Genomic DNA, 18,552 nt, shown 5'->3' on the forward strand with positions numbered 1-18,552 from the left:
ATCAAGGAGTGAACAAGTGGCAGATAAACAAGTTGATCGCGAGGTACTCGATACCTTGCGCGAAGTGATGGAAGACAGTTATCCGGACCTGCTGGATACCTTCCTGAGCGATTCCGAAAGCCGTTTGCATGAGCTGCAAAAGACCGCTGATGCCAGGGTTCTTTCGGAGGTTGCGCACAGCTTCAAGGGCAGCGCCAGCAATATGGGGGCTGTTCGACTGGCAGCGCTTTGCCAGGAGCTTGAATCGGACGCAAAAAACAAGAGCCCGGCAGAAAACGTCAAACTGGTGGCTGAAATCAGCGGCGAATTTGCCAATGTGCGCCCTGTTTACGAAAACGAACGACAGCACATCCACCTCCACTGATTCTTCCGTTCGGCGCTTTTCTTAAGTGTGGGGCAAATATGGCCCGGCGCTTGCTAATAACTCCATAACTGTACCTACGATCCCAGTGCAGCGGAGACCGTTTCATGCCTGCGACCCCCAACATTCTTCTTCAGAACGCCGCCCAGGCCAAGGCTCAGGCCGCGTCTGCCAAATCGTCGGCAATGGCCGCAGACGCTGGGGACAAGGCTACAAGCTTCGCCAAAGTGTTCGCCGATCAGGGCTCGAACAAGCCTGCGGTCTCTGCTGATAATTCGGTGAAATCGGCGCGCGACAAGGTTGCCGATACCGGTGGCAAAAAGGACGCCGGCACCGATCAGTCTGCCGCTCCCGAGCCGGCGGTTGCCGATAGCGGCAAGGCGTTGCCTGCTGATACAGCGGCATCGAGCGACGACAAGGCTGCCAGCGACGATGGCGCACAGACGCCGGTAGCCGACGCCACTGTCGGTGACGCCGCAGTGGTTGACCCGGCCCTGGATCCGGCGTTGGCTGCCATCGTGCAGCCGACCGTGACGGCGCCCGTCGTAGCGGGTCCAGCGACCGCACCGGCCCAGGACGAAACTCCGGAAGTTGCCGTGATGGCGAGTATGGTCAAAGACCCGGCGGCCAGCGCCGACAGCGATTTCGACCCTTCGGCCGATCCGCTTGATTCGCTGCCTGCCGTGCGGATGGCGATGGAGCAGGGTGGTCATATTTCCGCCGCTAGCCAGGCTCAGCCCAAAGCTGCGCCAGCACAGGCCGATGGTGAATTGACCTCGGCGCAGACTTTTGCCGCGGGCATGGCGAGCATGCTCGACGTGCAGACCGACAAGGACAGCACCAGTCAGGGCGGTGACAAAGCTTTCAGCGGGCTGCTCGATGACGGCCTCAAAGACCTCAAGTCCGCCACCAGCGATACCCGCGTCGATGACTTCGCTAACCGTCTGGCAGCGCTGACCCAGGCCGCTACACCGAAGACCGCGAACGCAGTGCCGGTCAATCAGCCGATTGCCATGCATCAGAGCGGCTGGACCGAAGAAGTGGTCAATCGCGTCATGTATCTGTCGAGCGTCAATCTCAAGGCGGCGGACATTCAGTTGCAGCCGGCCGAATTGGGCCGTCTGGATATCCGCGTGAACATGGTCCCGGACCAGCAAACCCAAGTGACGTTCATGAGTGCGCACCCGAGTGTGCGTGAAGCGCTCGACGGGCAGATGCATCGCCTGCGTGAGATGTTCAACCAGCAGGGCATGGGCCAGGTCGACGTCAACGTCTCCGACCAGAGCCGTGGCTGGCAGGGTCAGCAAGGTCAGGAACAGGCGCAACAAGGCCAGAGCGGGCGCACCAGCGCTGGCGGTGGTCGACTGGATTCGGCAGATGAAGAATTGGCAGCCGCCGCTGTTGCTGAAGCAGCCGTTCAAACCACCAGCGTGATCGGTACCAGCGCAGTCGATTATTACGCCTGATAAAGCACTGATCGCCCTTGTGGGAGCGAGCCTGCTCGCGAATGCGGTTTAACATTCAACTTTTACGTCGACTGTTACATCGCTTTCGCGAGCAGGCTCGCTCCCACAGTTGTTTTATGGTGCCCGTCCTCCCCTCCAACACTTCTGGCATAACACTTGCTCTTGCCTTGCCGTGCGACTGTGAAAACCCGAATAGTGACGGATTATTGGCATGGCGAAGAGCGAAACAGCAGCAGTAAAAGACCCCGCAACCAAAGGCAAACTCAAGCTGATCATCGTGATCGTGCTGGCGTTGTTGTTGGCCATTGGTGCGTCCGTGGGGGCGACCTGGTTCTTCATGCACAGCGCTCAGAGCAAGCCTGCCGATGCCGCCCAAGCAGCGCCGGTCGGCAAGCAGCCGGCGATTTTCGAACCGATGGCCCCCGCCTTTGTCGCCAACTACAACCAGAACGGCCGTCAGCGCTACATGCAGGTGAGCATCACCATGCTGGCGCGTAACCAGGCCGACCTGGAAGCGCTGAAAGTGCACATGCCGGTGATCCGCAACAACCTGGTAATGCTCTTCTCCGGTCAGGACTTCGCCACCTTGGCGACCCCGGTCGGCCAGGAAATGTTGCGCCAGAAGGCCACCGCCAGCGTCCAGGAAGTGGCGCAGAAAGAGCTGGGCAAAGTGGTGATCGAACAGTTGCTTTTCACTAATTTCGTACTGCAGTAGGAACACGACATGGCCGTGCAGGATCTGCTGTCCCAGGATGAAATCGATGCGCTGTTGCATGGCGTCGACGATGGTCTGGTACAGACCGATAACGCTGCCGAACCCGGCAGTGTCAAAAGCTACGACCTGACCAGCCAGGATCGCATCGTCCGTGGACGCATGCCGACTCTGGAAATGATCAACGAGCGTTTTGCCCGTTACACCCGCATCAGCATGTTCAACATGCTGCGCCGCTCGGCGGACGTTGCCGTCGGTGGCGTACAGGTGATGAAGTTCGGCGAATACGTGCACTCGTTGTATGTGCCGACCAGCCTCAACCTGGTCAAGATCAAACCCCTGCGCGGCACCGCGCTGTTCATCCTCGACGCCAAACTGGTGTTCAAGCTGGTGGACAACTTCTTCGGCGGCGACGGCCGTCACGCCAAGATCGAAGGGCGTGAATTCACCCCGACCGAACTGCGCGTGGTGCGCATGGTGCTGGAGCAGGCCTTCGTCGATCTGAAAGAAGCCTGGCAAGCGATCATGGAAGTCAATTTCGAGTACATCAACTCGGAAGTGAACCCGGCCATGGCCAACATCGTCGGCCCGAGCGAAGCGATTGTGGTCTCCACCTTCCACATCGAACTCGATGGCGGTGGCGGCGACCTGCACGTGACCATGCCGTACTCGATGATCGAGCCGGTGCGGGAAATGCTCGACGCCGGTTTCCAGTCGGACCTCGACGATCAGGACGAGCGCTGGGTCAACGCCCTGCGCCAGGACGTGCTCGATGTCGACGTGCCGATCGGTGCCACTGTGGCCCGCCGCCAGTTGAAGCTGCGCGACATCCTGCACATGCAGCCGGGGGATGTGATCCCGGTCGAGATGCCGGACGAAATGATCATGCGCGCCAACGGCGTGCCGGCCTTCAAGGTCAAGATGGGCTCGCACAAAGGCAACCTCGCGTTGCAGGTGATCGAGCCGATCGAGCGTCGCTGAAGCGGCGCTTTTACCCCCACATTTAGCTGAATTTTTGCCCGCCGAGGACAAATGATGAACGACGATATGAACGCCCAGGACGATCAGGCACTGGCTGACGAATGGGCTGCTGCCCTGGAAGAGACCGGTGATGGTCAATCCGAAATCGACGCACTGCTGGCGGCCGACGCATCCAGCGGCTCGCGTCTGCCGATGGAAGAGTTCGGCAGCGTGCCGAAGAACAAGGACCCAGTGACACTGGACGGCCCGAACCTGGACGTGATCCTCGACATCCCGGTGTCCATTTCGATGGAAGTCGGCAGCACCGACATCAACATCCGCAACCTGCTGCAACTCAACCAGGGTTCGGTGATCGAGCTCGATCGCCTGGCCGGCGAGCCGCTGGACGTCCTGGTCAACGGCACGCTGATCGCTCACGGCGAAGTAGTGGTGGTCAACGAGAAGTTCGGCATCCGCCTGACCGACGTGATCAGCCCAAGCGAACGCATCAAGAAGCTGCGCTGAGTGAAAAGGTTTCTCTGGGCTCTGCTGGCCTTGCCCCTGAGCGTGTTGGCTGCCGAACCGGTGGCTGGCCACGCCGCGCCTGCCGCTGCTACCGCACCGATGGTCAACAGTGGCGTGGCTGGGCAATTGACGCAGCTGGTGTTCGGCCTGCTGCTGGTGCTGGGGTTGATCTTCTTCCTCGCCTGGCTGTTGCGTCGGGTGCAGCAGGCGGGGCCGGCGGGTAAAGGGCAGGTGATCGAGCTGATTGGCTCGCGCGCGCTCGGCCCGCGTGACCGTCTGATGCTGGTGCAGGTCGGTAATGAGCAGATTCTGCTCGGCTTGAGCCCCGGCACCATCACCGCGCTGCACGTGCTCAAGGAACCGGTCGAGGTGCCGAGCACCAGCGAGAAAGCGACGCCGGAATTTGCCCAGCATCTGCTGAGGATTCTCGGCAAGGATCAGAAGGATAAGAAGTAATGGGTGCGCTACGCATCGTCTTGACGCTGGCCCTGATGCTGGCCGCGCCGCTGGCGTTCGCCGCCGATCCGTTGTCGATCCCGGCGATCACGCTGGGCACCAACGCCGACGGCGCGCAGGAGTATTCGGTCAGTCTGCAGATCCTGCTGATCATGACCGCGCTGAGTTTTATCCCGGCGGCGGTCATCCTGATGACCAGTTTCACGCGGATCATCATCGTCTTCTCGATCCTGCGTCAGGCCCTGGGCTTGCAGCAGACGCCGTCGAACCAGATCCTCACCGGCATGGCTCTGTTCCTGACGATGTTCATCATGGCGCCGGTGTTCGACCGGGTGAACAAAGATGCGCTGCAACCGTATCTGGCGGAGACACTCACCGCCCAGCAAGCTGTGGAAAAAGCCCAGGTGCCGATCAAGGACTTCATGCTCGCCCAGACGCGCACCAGCGATCTTGAGTTGTTCATGCGCCTGTCCAAGCGCACCGACATCGCCACCCCGGATCAGGCGCCACTGACTATTCTGGTGCCGGCGTTCGTCACGTCCGAGCTGAAAACGGCCTTCCAGATCGGCTTCATGATCTTCATTCCGTTCCTGATCATCGACCTCGTCGTGGCCAGTGTGCTGATGGCGATGGGTATGATGATGCTCTCGCCGCTGATCATCTCGCTGCCGTTCAAGATCATGCTGTTCGTGCTGGTGGATGGCTGGGCGCTGATTATCGGCACCTTGGCCAGCAGTTTCGGAGGTGTCTCGCCATGACGCCGGAAGTCGCGGTCGATATCTTTCGTGAGGCGCTGTGGCTGACCACACTGATGGTCGCGATTCTGGTGGTGCCGAGCCTGTTGGTGGGCTTGCTGGTGGCGATGTTTCAGGCAGCCACGCAGATCAACGAACAGACCTTGAGCTTTCTGCCGCGTCTGCTGGTGATGCTGGTGACCCTGATCGTCGGCGGTCCGTGGATCGTGCAGACGTTCATGGAATACATCATCGAGCTGTACAAAAACATCCCGATGGTCATCGGCTAAGCCATGCAGTCGCTGCTTCAGCTGACCGACACCCAGATCAGTTCCTGGGTGGCGACGTTCATGTTGCCGCTGTTTCGCGTGGCCTCGATGCTGATGGTCATGCCGGTATTCGGCACGACCCTCATCCCGCGGCGCGTGCGCCTGTATTTCGCCGTCGCGATCACCGTGGTGATTGTCCCGGGTCTACCGCCGATGCCGGCGGTGAGTCCGCTCGATCTCAGTGGCTTGCTGCTGATTGCCGAGCAGATTCTGATCGGCGCCGTGCTTGGCTTTTCCCTGCAGCTGTTTTTCCAGGCATTTGCCGTGGCCGGGCAAATTGTCGCGATCCAGATGGGTATGGGCTTCGCCTCGATGGTCGACCCGGCCAACGGCGTTTCGGTGGCGGTGATCGGGCAGTTCTTCACCATGCTCGTGACGTTGTTGTTCCTGTCGATGAATGGCCATCTGGTGGTATTTGAAGTCCTCACCGAGAGCTTCACTACGTTGCCGGTGGGTAGCGGGCTGATGACCGCGCATTATTGGGAGCTGGCCGGCAAACTCGGCTGGGTCCTGGGGGCGGCGTTGCTGCTGGTGCTGCCGGCAGTGACCGCGTTGCTGGTGGTCAACATCGCTTTCGGCGTAATGACCCGCGCCGCGCCGCAACTGAACATTTTCTCCATCGGTTTTCCGCTGACCCTGGTGCTCGGGCTGTTCATCGTCTGGGTCGGTCTGGCGGATATTCTCAATCAGTATCAGCCGCTGGCCACCGAGGCCTTGCAGTTGCTACGCGAACTCGCACGGACGCGCTGAGTCATGGCAGAGAGCGAAAGCGGTCAGGACAAAACAGAAGACCCCACGGAGAAACGTAAAAAGGACTCCCGTGAGAAGGGCGAGATTGCCCGCTCCAAAGAACTAAACACCCTCGCTGTAATGATGGCCGGTTCCGGCGCGCTGCTGGTGTTCGGCGGCATGCTTGCCGAAGACCTGATGGACCTGATGCGCCTTAACTTCACGCTGTCGCGCGAAGTGATCATGGACCAGGGCTCCATGGGCGCGTTTCTCTTGCAGTCAGGGAAACTCGCGTTGGTGGCGATCCAGCCGATCATGATCACGCTGCTGCTGGCCGCGCTGATCGGGCCGATTTCCCTCGGTGGCTGGCTGTTCGCAGCAGGCTCCATGGCGCCCAAGTTCAGCCGGATGAACCCGGGAGCCGGCCTGAAGCGGATGTTCTCGATGAAGGCCATCATCGAACTGCTCAAGGCGCTGGCAAAGTTTTTGATCACCTTGTCCGTGGCCTTGATGGTGTTGGCTGCGGACGTCGATGACTTGCTGCGTATTGCCCATGAGCCACTCGAGCTGGCGATCATTCACAGTGTGGTGCTGGTCGGCTGGAGCACGCTGTGGCTGGCCTGTGGCTTGATCATCATCGCGGCGGTCGATGTCCCGGTGCAGATCTGGGAGAGCATGAAAAAGCTCAAGATGACCAAGCAGGAAGTGCGCGACGAGCACAAGGATCAGGAAGGTCGCCCGGAGGTCAAACAGCGCATCCGCCAGACCCAGCGCGAAATGTCCCAGCGACGCATGATGGCGGCCATTCCCGACGCCGACGTGGTCATCACCAACCCGACCCACTACGCCGTGGCGCTGAAATACGATTCGGAAAAGGGTGGGGCGCCGATACTGCTGGCCAAGGGCAGTGATTTCCTGGCACTGAAGATCCGCGAAATTGCCGTGGCCAATAACGTCATGCTCCTCGAATCGCCGGGGTTGGCGCGTTCGATCTACTACTCGACCGAACTCGATCAGGAAATCCCTGGTGGGCTTTACCTGGCCGTTGCCCAGGTATTGGCCTACGTCTATCAGATCCGCCAATACCACGCGGGCAAGGGTAAGCGTCCGGATCCGCTCAAGGACGACCTGCCGATCCCGCCGGACTTGCGCCGCGATTCCTGACAACATACAGCTGCTACAGGGCCCAGAGCTTGAGCGTGTCTGCCGATTCCCCTGGATTTGCATCGTGACTATCAGTGTCGAACCTTTTTTGGTTTGACTTTTTGATCTCTTCGGATTTTGGCTGGATTATTGCTTCGTCTGCGAGTGGTGTCTGGAAATAGCTATTTTTTTGACTTCGCAGGGTCTGCCAGGCATGGCTAGGGTACGGGGTGGGGGGATTGAGTTCCTTCGTGAGGATGCTGGGTTCGATAAGAAATAATAAGGCATGAATGAAATAATCTCGGTGACCAGTCCGCTCTTGCCGCCATTGGAGGAGTTTATTCCCTATCTTGAGCAGATATGGAAAAACAAACGGCTGACCAATAACGGTCCCTTTCACCAAGAGTTAGAGCAGGAACTAGCTCGTTACCTCGGTGTTGGGCATTTGTCGTTGTTTACCAATGGTACGCTGGCGTTGATTACTGCGCTGCAAGCGTTGCATGTGGTCGGAGAGGTTATTACCACTCCTTATTCCTTTGTTGCCACAGCCCATGCGTTGGTTTGGAATCGGCTGACTCCGGTGTTTGTAGATATTGATCCGCAGACCTTCAATATTGATCCGGAAAAAATAGAGCAGGCTATCACTGCGCAGACGACCGCTATCATGCCGTTGCATTGTTATGGTAATTCCTGCGATGTTGAGGCGATACAACGAATTGCCGATAAGCATGGCCTACGGGTTATCTATGATGCCGCACATGCCTTTGGCGTGCAGGATAAGGGCGGCAGTATTCTACGTCATGGCAATCTCAGTGTATTAAGCCTGCATGCAACCAAAGTGTTTAATACGTTTGAAGGGGGCGCAATTATTAGCCCCGATGCGGAAACCAAGTTGCACATCGATCAGCTAAGAAACTTCGGCTTCGTCGATGAGGTCACCGTGGTGACTTGTGGCATCAACGGAAAAATGAGTGAGCTTAATTCAGCGTTCGGTCTCTTGCAGTTACAGCACATTGATCGCGCCCTCCAGCAGCGCAAGGAGATCAACAGCTTCTATCGCGCGCAACTTCAGTCAATACCAGGCATCGAACTGAAGCCGCCAACGCCATTGCAGGTATCCAACTACGCTTATTTTCCGATATTGGTGGGAGCTGAGTATCGATTGTCTCGGGACCAGCTTTATTACCTGCTGCAAGAACACAATATATTTGCGCGCCGCTATTTTTACCCGCTGATTACCGAGTTGTCGGTATATAGCGAAAAAGCTGAATTGCGTCGGCATCCGTTGACTCATGCTGAGGAGGTGGCAAAGAAAGTTATTTGCCTGCCGATTTATCCCGGGCTTGAATTGGTGGATGTCGAAAGGATTGTGTCAATTATTCGAGCCGGTTGTGAGTAGTATTTGTTTTGCTGGAAAACAGTGCGTCATTGGAATGCGCTGTTTTCTGGTCGTGGCATGATGATGCAGTGTAATTTATTAATTGATGGAGTTGCGGTATGAGTCAAGAACAATTTATTGAAAACTTCCTTTCGGCCACCGATTTTCAGACTCCGGTCGAAGTCAGTATGGACACCGAATTGATGAATCTGCCTGAATGGGATTCCCTGGCAGCACTGGGCGTTATCGTCATGTTCGACATGGAATACCAAAAAGTACTCACTGGGGATGACCTGCATAAGGCTGTCACTGTTGGTGATCTCTATAACTTGGTAGGTTAGTTGATATGCCACTTGTTACGTTGAAATCTGTGCGCTTCGCTGGAATGGCAACCTGCGTCCCAACACGCATTGTTTCCAATCTGACTGATTGTAAACCACAACTTCGCCAGGAACGCGAAAGGCTGGTCCGCAACATCGGTATTGAGTTTCGGCGACTAGCGCAGGAGTGGCAGTGTTTCTCCGATTTGGCTTTCGATGCCGCCGAAAAGTTGTTGGAAAGTCTGGAGTGGAAGCGTGAGGAAGTTGATGCGCTTATTGTTGTAACCCAGTCGCCAGACTACCTGGCGCCTGCCACTGCGATCATTCTTCAGGATCGCCTGGGGCTGGCTCATTCGACCCTCGCCTTTGATGTCAATCTGGGATGTTCGGGTTATCCGTTTGCCCTGCATCTGCTCGGGTCAATGATTGCTGCTGGCGGGGTGAAGAAGGGACTTGTGTTGGTCGGAGATCGTGGCGCAAGTTTGAGCGACCCGATTTTCTCCGACGCAGGAACCGCAACGGCTCTGGAGTTTTGTGCTGACGCGCCGCCGATGCATTTTGATTTGAACAGCGACGGTAGCGGTCACAAAGCAATTATATTGCCCGTCGGCGGGCACCGCGAGCCTGTCAGCATGCAGCACTTGATTCCGTTTCGTGAAGACGAAAACGATCACTGGAGGCGTGCTATCGATCTTCAGTTGGATGGCACTGCCGTATTGAGTTTCTCGACTCAGCGGATTCCTCCTGCAGTAGAAAAAATGCTTGAGTACGCGAATACATCGAAAGAAGAGGTGGATTATTTTGTTTTCCATCAGGCCAATCGAATGATCAATGAAACTATCCGGAAAAAGCTGGCTCTTCCGGTAGAGAAAGTGCCTTCCACTTTGCGCGACTTCGGTAATACCAGTGGCGCTTCTTTGCCATTGACCATGACCGTCAGGATCAACAAGCAGCTCGAAGATGGGCCTAATCGCGTATTGATGTCGGGTTTCGGTATCGGCTTGTCATGGGGCACTTGCTTGATCGACATCAATGGGGCGAAGTTTCCTGACCTGATCGAGTCCTGATATCCGTTTGCAAGTACTTGAATAATGAGCTGGAGAATAAAGTGGTGAGTACCGATATCAGTTTCAATCCGTTCAGCTTGGCCGGCAAACGAGTGTTAGTGACCGGCGCAAGTTCCGGTTTGGGGCAGGCCATTGCGTTGAGCTGTGCCCGTATGGGGGCAGAGCTTATTATAACGGGCCGTGATAAGGGACGTTTGACGAAGACTTTTGAGGACCTGCTGAGTATTTCGGATTTGCCTCATCGAATGATTGAGGCTGACCTGGTTCTTGTTGAAGGGCGCGCGGCGGTAGTGGAGGCACTTGGTTCAGAGATTCATGGTTTGGTGCATAGCGCAGGTATTTCCCGGCTTTGCCCCACTCGTATGATGAGCGAGGGGCATCTGAGAGAGCTTCAAACTATCAACGTCGAGGCTCCCATGTTGCTCACCCAGGGCATATTGAAGCGCAACCTGATGGCTGTAGATGGATCAATATTGTTTATCGCCTCTATCGCTGCCCACATTGGCGTGCCAGGGGTTGGGGCTTACTCCGGAACCAAAGCGGCCTTGATCGCTATGTCACGGTGTCTGGCAATGGAAGTCATCAAGCGGCGTATTCGCGTCAACTGCTTGTCGCCGTCATTGGTCGAAACGCCGCTGTTTGATGAGGCAGTCAAAGTGATGAACTCTATGACTCAGCAACTTGAAAATCATCCTTTGGGCTTCGGCAAACCTGAGGATATCGCTAACGCAGCGATCTTTATGCTCTCAAGTGCCAGCCGTTGGGTAACGGGCACAACATTAGTGATGGACGGTGGACTGACGATCACTTAGGGGCCGAAGGAGCCAGGGCATGAAGAAGATAATCATTTTGGGTGCTGGAGGGCTCGGACGCCAGGTATTGGCTCAGCTACAGGTTGATTACTCTCACGGCATAGATTGGGTGATTGGCGGTTTTGTCGACGAGCGCGGTCCAGAGGTCGTTTCCGAATCGCTTTACTATCCCTGGTTAGGATATCCCGAGCACTTTGAGCCTGGGCCTGAGCACCTGTTTGTTGTCGCCATTGGCGATCCGTCAAGCCGCCAACGGCAGGTGAAGCTACTCCTCGATAAGGGCGCAGAGTTTGTGGCCATTCGTACTCGCTGCCAATTAGGTACCCGAAGTAGTTGGGGCCCGACTTTTTTTGGTTATGACGCCAGTTGTGGTGTTGACTGCAAGATAGGTGATTTTGGCTTTATCGATCAGGAAACCATGATTGGTCACGACGTGGTGATTGGCGATTACGTTCATATCGCCCCCAGGTGTCTGCTGGCAGGCTATGTAACGATCGAAAACGGAGTGGTGATTAATTCCGGAGCCATGATTGCTCGTGGCGTCCGTGTGGGTGAAGGTGCAGTAATTGGTATGGGGGCAGTGGTTTTTAAGGATGTCCCTGCCGGGGCGACCGTAGTGGGTAACCCGGCTCGCGTTATATTTAACAAGGCATTGTAAGAGCTCCAGGTTGTGGTTGCCTGGTCACGAATTTTTACGGGTAAGTTTATGCCGCGTCATGCTTTGGATGGAATGCACTACACCAGTCCGGAAACGCTCTCGCTTGAACGCGAGAAGCTTTTTGGGAAATTGTGGAGCTTTGTCGGTTTCAGTTCGATGGTGCACGAGCGTAACCAATTCTTCACTCGAAAGGTCGCGGGCACGCCTGTCCTCATTCAGCGTACCGAGGCCGGTATTCGTGCTTTTATCAATGAGTGTCCGCATCGACTGTCGCCCATTCAGACGAGCAGCACCGGCAAACGCCCATTAGTCTGCCCTTATCACGCATGGTCTTTTGGGGCTGAGGGTGAATTTCGTGGCATGCCCAACGAAGGGCTCTATCAGTTCAGTGCGGCAGAGCGAGAGAAAATTTGCCTGAAGAAGCTTCAAGTGGCAGAAGTAGGGCAGTTACTTTTTATAAATTTTTCGGAAAATCCGATTGCCTTGACGGAACAGTTCTCTGAAGACTTTCTTGAACAGTTGAGAGATGTATCGTCTCATTTGGACTCTCAGGTGATTTACAGTTGTCATCGCGTTCGATACAACTGGAAATTAAACATGGAGAACGTAAAAGACTATAATCACGTGCCTTTCGTGCACTCGAAAACGTTTATGCCAGCGTTGGCCAAGATGGTGAAAGCGCTTCATGTTGTTGACTCGGAGGAACCTTCGAAGGTGGTCCAGTTAATAGATGAAAGTGTTGCGCCAGAACTTGGGAGTCTAAGTTATAGTTCAAAGGCCTCGATTAAGCCTTATGAGAACTGGTTTGCTTCTTTGTGTAATAAGTACGGTGATGAGCAGGCCTACTACAACTGGTTTATATACCCCAATGTAAATTTTTGTAGTGTCAAAGGTGAGCATTTTTTGCTGCAACAGTTTGACCCGGTGTCGCCAGGAGTCACCGATTACCACTTGTGGATGATGACGGCAACCCGAAAGGATGAACGCACCGACTTTACGGCGTTATTATCGGCGCTTATTCGTGGGGAGCGGACGGTTATTGCAGAGGATACGGTGGTCCTTGAAAGCCTGCAGGATGGGTTTGGAAAGCATTCAGGTCGATTTATGCATGGAGAATATGAAGCCCATATAGTTCAGCAGCATCTCTGGTATCGAACCCATGTGCTGGGGGAGAAGGTATGACGAACTATGTTGTATTGGGTGAAGGCTCGGCACTTGAGTGCGCCTGTGGAGTAGCGGACGATCTGGGGATGGCCTGCGTAAGGGTTGAGTTGCCTTCGGCGGATCGTTATAACTTTCAGCTTGATGATTTTTTTGCAACCTATGCGTCCGACGATACGCTGGTTTTTGCAGCGTTAGATGAGCGTGCAGTCAATTACTCTCGACACAAATTGATTGCGCGAGTTCGTATGGCGGGCTATCGATTATTTAATTTGATATCACCCAAGGCGATAGTCGACGAGGGGGTCGTGCTGATGGGGAATGTCTATGTTGGCGCTGGCTGTAATCTCGCCGGACAAAGTGTTGTCGGTTTGGGCTGCTGGTTGGATCGCCAGGTCACTATAGATCACTCGGTGCGTTTGGGTTCATGCGTGACGCTGCAGTGTGGGGTGACTCTGGGGCGGGACGTGGTGGTTGGAAAAGGCACTACGCTTTCCACGGGAAGTTTTGCGTTGAAAGGAACAAAAATCGGCCACCATTGTGAGTGGTTATTGGGTGGGCAGTTGCCAGAAATAATTCCGGATCAATCTTTTTTTGATCGCTTGATGCCTGATGGAGCGAGAATCTTGAAAAAAAATAATTAGATTTTTAGCCTGGTTTTTATACCGGTGCATCAACATGAAATTATATTTTTTTGGGAAGCAAAATGTCGAAGGGTTATAGCGAAATGATGGGTCTGGAAGTGGCGGGTAATTATCAAAATCTCATAACCATTTTTCAGCAAGCGGTATCATCCTATCAAGTGAGTCCATGGTTTTGCATACCACCTGAGGCCTGCCGGATTTACCAGTCCGAAGGCGGTTTGACGCAGGTTGTATTGCTGGGCACAACCCAGTTCTCTCAGCTTTTTATTAATGAAGCTGCAGGGCGGATTAAGATTGTTGGCGTGGTAGACGATTTTAAGGCAAAAGACGGCGCTGCTTTTCATGGCATTCCCATTATCAGTTCGGAGGCCATGTTGAGGTTGGCGCGCGAGCAGCGGATCATCAGTATCAACGGCTGCCGATATGACTATTCACGGCGTTATTTCAAGAATCTGACGTTGCAGCACGTCATTCCAATGTTGAACTTTGAACAGGCTCTGCGCTTGCTTTCAATTAGCCCCTGTACTGATCATCGAATTGATGACTGGGGTGGATACATCGCTTCGCATGCAGCCGAACTGATCGCTCTCAGTCATCGTTTGGATGACGATTATTCTCGCTTTACCTTGTTCAGCGTTTTACTCAGTCATCTGACCTGTAACCCTGAGTGGATTTTGAATGCGGCGAAACCGTACCTGACTTTATATTTTCGATCGGGCTTATGGCTACCCAGCCAGGGCGAACGCTTTGCTGATTGCGGTGCCTCGATAGCTGAATCCACTAAAGCTTTTATCGACGCGACAGATGGCGTCTTCAAGAGAATATGGATGATTGAGCCCGACGAGGTCAATCAGCGGACAATTGCATCTTTTATCACGGATTATTCGGGGCCCCCTGTCACGGGCGAAAAAGGTGTCATTGAGTTGTTGGGGGTCGCACTGGGTAGCGAGGATGGAGAAATGCCGTTCTTGCATGAGGGTGGGCATGGTGGTCATCTTTTGGCAGCCCCTACAGATCAAGCAATTTGCAGGAATGTTGCGGTTCGACGATTGGACGGTCTGCTGGATGATTCGCCTACGTTGATAAAAATGGATATCGAGGGCGCAGAACTCGAGACCTTGAAAGGGGCGCAGGAACATATTCTTCATGGGCGCCCAAAAATGGCGATCTCGGCCTATCACAGAGCTTCTGACTTGTTGGACATTTCCAAATACGTTGAAGGGTTGCGTGGTGATTATAAAATAGGCATTCGCCACCATACTGAAGAGCGCTGGGACACCTGCCTTTATTTTTATTAAGGTGCTTGGGAAGGGATGGTGGTTTTAGTGCTGCCTTGCTGCAATCTAATGCGTAATTTTTGATTGTGGCAAGCGTCGGCTGTAACTGATTACAGTATGTTGGTGTTAGAAATAAAGAAGGTTTATATGAACGACAAGCCACTGGTTAGTGTGGTTATTCCTGCCTACAAAACCATGTATTTTGACGCGGCACTGGCCAGTGCTTGTCGACAAACCTATGAACCTTTGGAAATTGTAGTTTGTGATGATTCGCGCACCGATATAATCAGTGCGTTGGTACGCCAGTATCAGGAGTCTTCGGGAGTTTCTATTCGTTATGAATTTAACGAGCAGGTGCGCGGAGAGCTTTTCAATGCGATTGAATGTATAAAACTTGCCAACGGCAAATACATAAAGTTTCTCCATGATGATGATGTCCTGCATCCCGACTGTGTGGCTGAACTCGTCGCCGCCATGGAGGGTGACTCTTCTGTTTCTATCGCTTCTTCGCGCCGGCGGCTGGTGGATTGTGAGGGGGAACAACTGCCGGATGTTATTGCTACGGCTCTGCCCTTTTCGACCGATGTCGTGATCAATGGCGCGGAGCTGACGTCGTTCCTCGGTGAGCACACCATCAACTTCATTGGTGAACCGAGTTGCGTACTCTGTCGTCGTGAAGATCTCTTGGCCTTGGGTGACGATTTAATGTCGCTCAACGGTTGTTTGATTTACTGGTTTGGCGACCTGGCGATGTATGTGAAGCTCTTGCAAAAGGGCAACCTGGCTTTGCTTAAACAACCATTGGCAGATTTTCGTGTGTCTGTTGAGCAGGGTAGTCAACTGGGGCGCGATCAGCCTGGCATTGGCAATAACGGTCGTGCCGACTTCAGGCGCAGTCTTCGAGAGTTAGGCTGGAGTCAGGAAGGTCCTGAAAACTGCCTGGTATCGGTTTCTCCAATGGATGGCGAGCGGGTATTCGAAAAAGTAGACATCCTGGATCTGCTGGAACAAAGCCACGCCAAGCAGGTATCGGCGGAACAACAACGGCGCTGGATGGCTGCACGGGTGCCAAGCCAGATTCAGCACCAACTGATTGATAGTTACCTGCAGGCTAACGGTGGCGGCCCGTTGATCGGGGTGATTGTATTGGATCTGTCGGGTGAGCCTCAGGCGTTGAAGCGCACCTTGGAGAGTCTGGCGGGTGAGCGCAATTTTTATGACGCGCTGAAAGTGCTGGTGCTGACGCCTGAAGAACCTCCAGAGACCTCCACAGATGAGGTGGTGCAGTTCCTGCCCTTGCAGTCGGACTACGTCGCGCAAATCAATCAACTATTGCGGGCAGGGGAGTTCGAGTGGTGTCTGTTGGTCAAGGCGGGAGATGAATTCACCCGTAGCGGCTTGCTGATTGCCGGACTGGAACTGTTGCCCGATCCCGATTGCCGGGCGGTTTTTTGTGACGGCGTTCTCCGTCAGGGCAATGGCGAGATGGGTATCGCGTTGCGGCCGGACTTTAATCTGGATTATTTACTGAGCTTGCCGACGGCCATGGCTCACAACTGGATATTCAGGCGTGGGGTGGTATTGGACGCCGGTGGTTTCGACGCGGCTTACACAGAGGCGCTGGAGCTCGAGCTGATTTTACGTTTGATCAATCAGGGCGGGACCTCGGGTTTTGGGCATATATCCGAACCCTTGCTGATCAATCAGGCAGTAGTGTTGCGCGAAAACGACGGGGAGCGGCGCGCGATTGCCGAGCATCTTCAGCAGCGTGGGTATCAACAGGCGCTCATCAATAGCTCGCAGCCGGGTCACTACCAGATTGATTATGGTCATGAGTCCAAGCCGTTGGTCTCAATCGTGCTGGTGCTGAACGACGAGTTGGCAGGGCTGCAGCGTTGTATTTTCAGTGTCCTGGAACAAACGCTTTACCCGTATTACGAAATACTGATCGTCGACAATGCGAGTCAGACGGACGAGGCTCGGCAGTGGCTGCAAGCGATCGAAGAGATGTCGGAAAATCGCATTCGCGTACTTGGATTGACGCACGCGGTGGACCGTTCGACAGCGAATAATATCGGTGCGCAATATGCCGAAGGCGAATACCTGCTGTTTCTACGTACCTTCACCGCCGTTCTTCAGGGGCAGTGGCTTGGTGAGTTGCTGAACCATGCGCAGCGTCAGGAAGTGGGAATTGTCGGGGCGAAAACCGTCTCCAGCGACAGTCAGATTACCGATGCCGGGTTGATCCTCGGCTTGCAGGGCGCAGCGGCACCGGCATTTGCTGGTGAAAAGATTGATTCTGCCGGGTACATGCACCGTTTGCTGGTTGATCAGAGTTGCGGCGCCGTTTCCGATGCCTGTTTGATGGTTCGCAAAACGCTGTTCGATGGCGTCGGCGGGTTCGATACAGAGCAGTTTCCAGAGTTGGGTGCGGACGTGGATTTGTGCCTGCGACTCGGTGAGCATGGCTATCTGACTGTCTGGACGCCTCGCTCGCTACTCATGCATAGCGTGCAGGCCGAGCCGCTAGGAGAAAAGGTCGAGGATGCTTTATACGAACGTTGGCTCCCTGTTCTCGCCCGCGACCCGGCTTACAATCTCAATTTTTCATTGATGCAGAGCAGTGCTTTCCAGTTCGCCGACCCTCAGCTGTGCTGGCGTCCACTGGTCTGGCGACCCTCGCCGACAGTGTTGGTACACCCCGCCGATCGTTACGGGTGTGGTCAGTATCGGGTGATCCAGCCGTTCAATGCGCAGAAGAAGGCCGGTTTGATCGACGGAGTAATGTCAGGAGTGTTGCTGCCGGTGACTGAAATAGAACGCCTTGCACCCGATGCAATCGTCCTGCAACGGCAGATCGGTGAAGAGCAGCTCAATACTCTGCGTCGCATGCAGAAATTTTCCGGAGCCTTCAAGGTCTTCGAACTGGATGACTACCTGCCTAACCTGCCGCTAAAAAGCATCTATCGTGAGCAGCAGCCCAAGGATATTGTGCGCAGCTTGCGTCGTGCCTTGTCGTATGTGGATCGCTTTGTAGTGTCGACCGAGCCATTGGCCGAGGCGTTAAAAGACTTCCATCCTGATATCAAGGTGATGAAAAACCGCCTTGATCCAGATTGGTGGAGTGAGTTACCGGTCAGTCAGCGTCGAACCAGCGCCAAGCCGCGAGTGGGTTGGGCGGGCGGGATAGGTCATAAGGGTGATCTGGAAATGATCAGCGATGTGGTCAAGGCTCTGGCGCATGAAGTCGACTGGGTTTTCTTCGGCATGTGTCCGGACAAGCTTCGGCCCTATGTGAAGGAATTTCATAGCGGGGTCGAAATCAGTCTTTACCCGGCCGCGCTGGCCAGGCTGAATCTGGATCTGGCGGTGGCGCCGGTGGAGCAGAATCTATTCAACGAATGCAAAAGCAATCTGCGCTTGCTGGAGTATGGGGCGTGCGGCTTCCCGGTAGTGTGCAGTTCTCTGGTCTGCTACCAGGGTGATCTGCCGGTTACTCGAGTGAAAAATCGCTTTAAAGACTGGGTCGAGGCCATTCGCATGCATCTGGCTGATCTGGATGCCACGGCGCTTGCTGGCGATGCCTTGCGTGAAGTGGTCCGGCGCGACTGGATGCTCAACGACGATGCGCTGGCATCGTGGCGTAAGGTCTGGCTGCCTGATTGAGGCAAGTTGAGGAGGGCCAAGGTACGGTCCTCGGCCATGCTCGCTCGCGACGAAACCTGGACATTCAACATTGATATGAGTTGATACTGCCGGAGACAAAAAAGTGACAGATCTGTGACAGATCCATTCATTGCACCTTGTCATCGAAACCGCT

General features: G+C 54.7%; 19 protein-coding genes. All 19 read left to right on the plus strand.

From position 1 onward, the window contains the following. Positions 1–16: 16 nt before the first annotated feature. The 19 genes from AB4P97_RS03410 (at position 17) to AB4P97_RS03500 (ending at position 18,398) form a co-directional block, all read left to right on the plus strand. On the plus strand, positions 17–364 hold the full coding sequence (locus tag AB4P97_RS03410) for an Hpt domain-containing protein (RefSeq protein WP_042558224.1): 348 nt from the start codon (positions 17–19) through the stop codon (positions 362–364). A 104-nt stretch (positions 365–468) separates the two neighbouring features. After that, positions 469–1,827 carry a flagellar hook-length control protein FliK gene (locus AB4P97_RS03415; RefSeq protein WP_395602073.1) on the plus strand — a complete coding sequence of 453 codons (1,359 nt, stop codon included), beginning with the start codon at positions 469–471 and terminating at the stop codon, positions 1,825–1,827. A 211-nt stretch (positions 1,828–2,038) separates the two neighbouring features. Next, complete coding sequence (gene fliL, locus AB4P97_RS03420) at positions 2,039–2,542, plus strand: flagellar basal body-associated protein FliL (protein WP_042558226.1); 504 nt, start codon at positions 2,039–2,041, stop codon at positions 2,540–2,542. 9 nt (positions 2,543–2,551) lie between these two features. Further along, the gene (gene fliM / locus AB4P97_RS03425) at positions 2,552–3,520 is read left to right on the plus strand and encodes a flagellar motor switch protein FliM (protein ID WP_007920032.1); all 969 of its coding nucleotides are present in this window, start codon (positions 2,552–2,554) and stop codon (positions 3,518–3,520) included. 54 nt (positions 3,521–3,574) lie between these two features. Beyond that, positions 3,575–4,024, plus strand: coding sequence for a flagellar motor switch protein FliN (gene fliN / locus AB4P97_RS03430; protein WP_395602074.1), 450 nt, complete (start codon positions 3,575–3,577; stop codon positions 4,022–4,024). Further along, positions 4,025–4,480: a flagellar biosynthetic protein FliO gene (gene fliO, locus AB4P97_RS03435; RefSeq protein WP_042558228.1), complete on the plus strand. Its 456-nt coding sequence runs from the start codon at positions 4,025–4,027 to the stop codon at positions 4,478–4,480. Further along, entirely contained in the window at positions 4,480–5,238 is a 759-nt protein-coding gene (gene fliP / locus AB4P97_RS03440) for a flagellar type III secretion system pore protein FliP (RefSeq protein ID WP_016984314.1), read from the plus strand. The genes fliO and fliP overlap by 1 nt, the downstream gene beginning before the upstream one ends. Further along, positions 5,235–5,504: a flagellar biosynthesis protein FliQ gene (gene fliQ / locus AB4P97_RS03445; RefSeq protein WP_042558229.1), complete on the plus strand. Its 270-nt coding sequence runs from the start codon at positions 5,235–5,237 to the stop codon at positions 5,502–5,504. The genes fliP and fliQ overlap by 4 nt, the downstream gene beginning before the upstream one ends. Before the next feature lie 3 nt (positions 5,505–5,507). Continuing rightward, entirely contained in the window at positions 5,508–6,293 is a 786-nt protein-coding gene (gene fliR / locus AB4P97_RS03450) for a flagellar biosynthetic protein FliR (protein ID WP_395602075.1), read from the plus strand. Between the two features lie 3 nt (positions 6,294–6,296). Continuing rightward, positions 6,297–7,436, plus strand: coding sequence for a flagellar biosynthesis protein FlhB (gene flhB / locus AB4P97_RS03455; RefSeq protein ID WP_042558231.1), 1,140 nt, complete (start codon positions 6,297–6,299; stop codon positions 7,434–7,436). A 265-nt stretch (positions 7,437–7,701) separates the two neighbouring features. After that, the gene (locus AB4P97_RS03460) at positions 7,702–8,814 is read left to right on the plus strand and encodes a DegT/DnrJ/EryC1/StrS aminotransferase family protein (protein ID WP_042558232.1); all 1,113 of its coding nucleotides are present in this window, start codon (positions 7,702–7,704) and stop codon (positions 8,812–8,814) included. A gap of 98 nt (positions 8,815–8,912) precedes the next feature. After that, the gene (locus tag AB4P97_RS03465; protein WP_042558233.1) at positions 8,913–9,134 is read left to right on the plus strand and encodes an acyl carrier protein; all 222 of its coding nucleotides are present in this window, start codon (positions 8,913–8,915) and stop codon (positions 9,132–9,134) included. Between the two features lie 5 nt (positions 9,135–9,139). Continuing rightward, positions 9,140–10,180: a ketoacyl-ACP synthase III gene (locus AB4P97_RS03470; protein ID WP_042558234.1), complete on the plus strand. Its 1,041-nt coding sequence runs from the start codon at positions 9,140–9,142 to the stop codon at positions 10,178–10,180. A gap of 44 nt (positions 10,181–10,224) precedes the next feature. Then, the gene (locus tag AB4P97_RS03475; RefSeq protein ID WP_042561989.1) at positions 10,225–10,992 is read left to right on the plus strand and encodes an SDR family NAD(P)-dependent oxidoreductase; all 768 of its coding nucleotides are present in this window, start codon (positions 10,225–10,227) and stop codon (positions 10,990–10,992) included. Positions 10,993–11,011: 19 nt separating this feature from the next. Next, positions 11,012–11,650: an acetyltransferase gene (locus tag AB4P97_RS03480; protein WP_395602076.1), complete on the plus strand. Its 639-nt coding sequence runs from the start codon at positions 11,012–11,014 to the stop codon at positions 11,648–11,650. Positions 11,651–11,698: 48 nt separating this feature from the next. Further along, on the plus strand, positions 11,699–12,832 hold the full coding sequence (locus AB4P97_RS03485; RefSeq protein WP_273875032.1) for an aromatic ring-hydroxylating dioxygenase subunit alpha: 1,134 nt from the start codon (positions 11,699–11,701) through the stop codon (positions 12,830–12,832). Continuing rightward, positions 12,829–13,455, plus strand: coding sequence for an acetyltransferase (locus AB4P97_RS03490; protein ID WP_395602077.1), 627 nt, complete (start codon positions 12,829–12,831; stop codon positions 13,453–13,455). The genes AB4P97_RS03485 and AB4P97_RS03490 overlap by 4 nt, the downstream gene beginning before the upstream one ends. Positions 13,456–13,517: 62 nt before the next feature. Beyond that, positions 13,518–14,753: an FkbM family methyltransferase gene (locus tag AB4P97_RS03495; protein ID WP_395602078.1), complete on the plus strand. Its 1,236-nt coding sequence runs from the start codon at positions 13,518–13,520 to the stop codon at positions 14,751–14,753. Between the two features lie 126 nt (positions 14,754–14,879). Further along, positions 14,880–18,398, plus strand: coding sequence for a glycosyltransferase (locus tag AB4P97_RS03500; protein WP_395602976.1), 3,519 nt, complete (start codon positions 14,880–14,882; stop codon positions 18,396–18,398). Positions 18,399–18,552: the final 154 nt, after the last annotated feature.

It is taken from the genome of Pseudomonas sp. A1230, assembly GCF_044218825.1.
In the GTDB taxonomy this organism is placed as follows: domain Bacteria; phylum Pseudomonadota; class Gammaproteobacteria; order Pseudomonadales; family Pseudomonadaceae; genus Aquipseudomonas; species Aquipseudomonas iridis.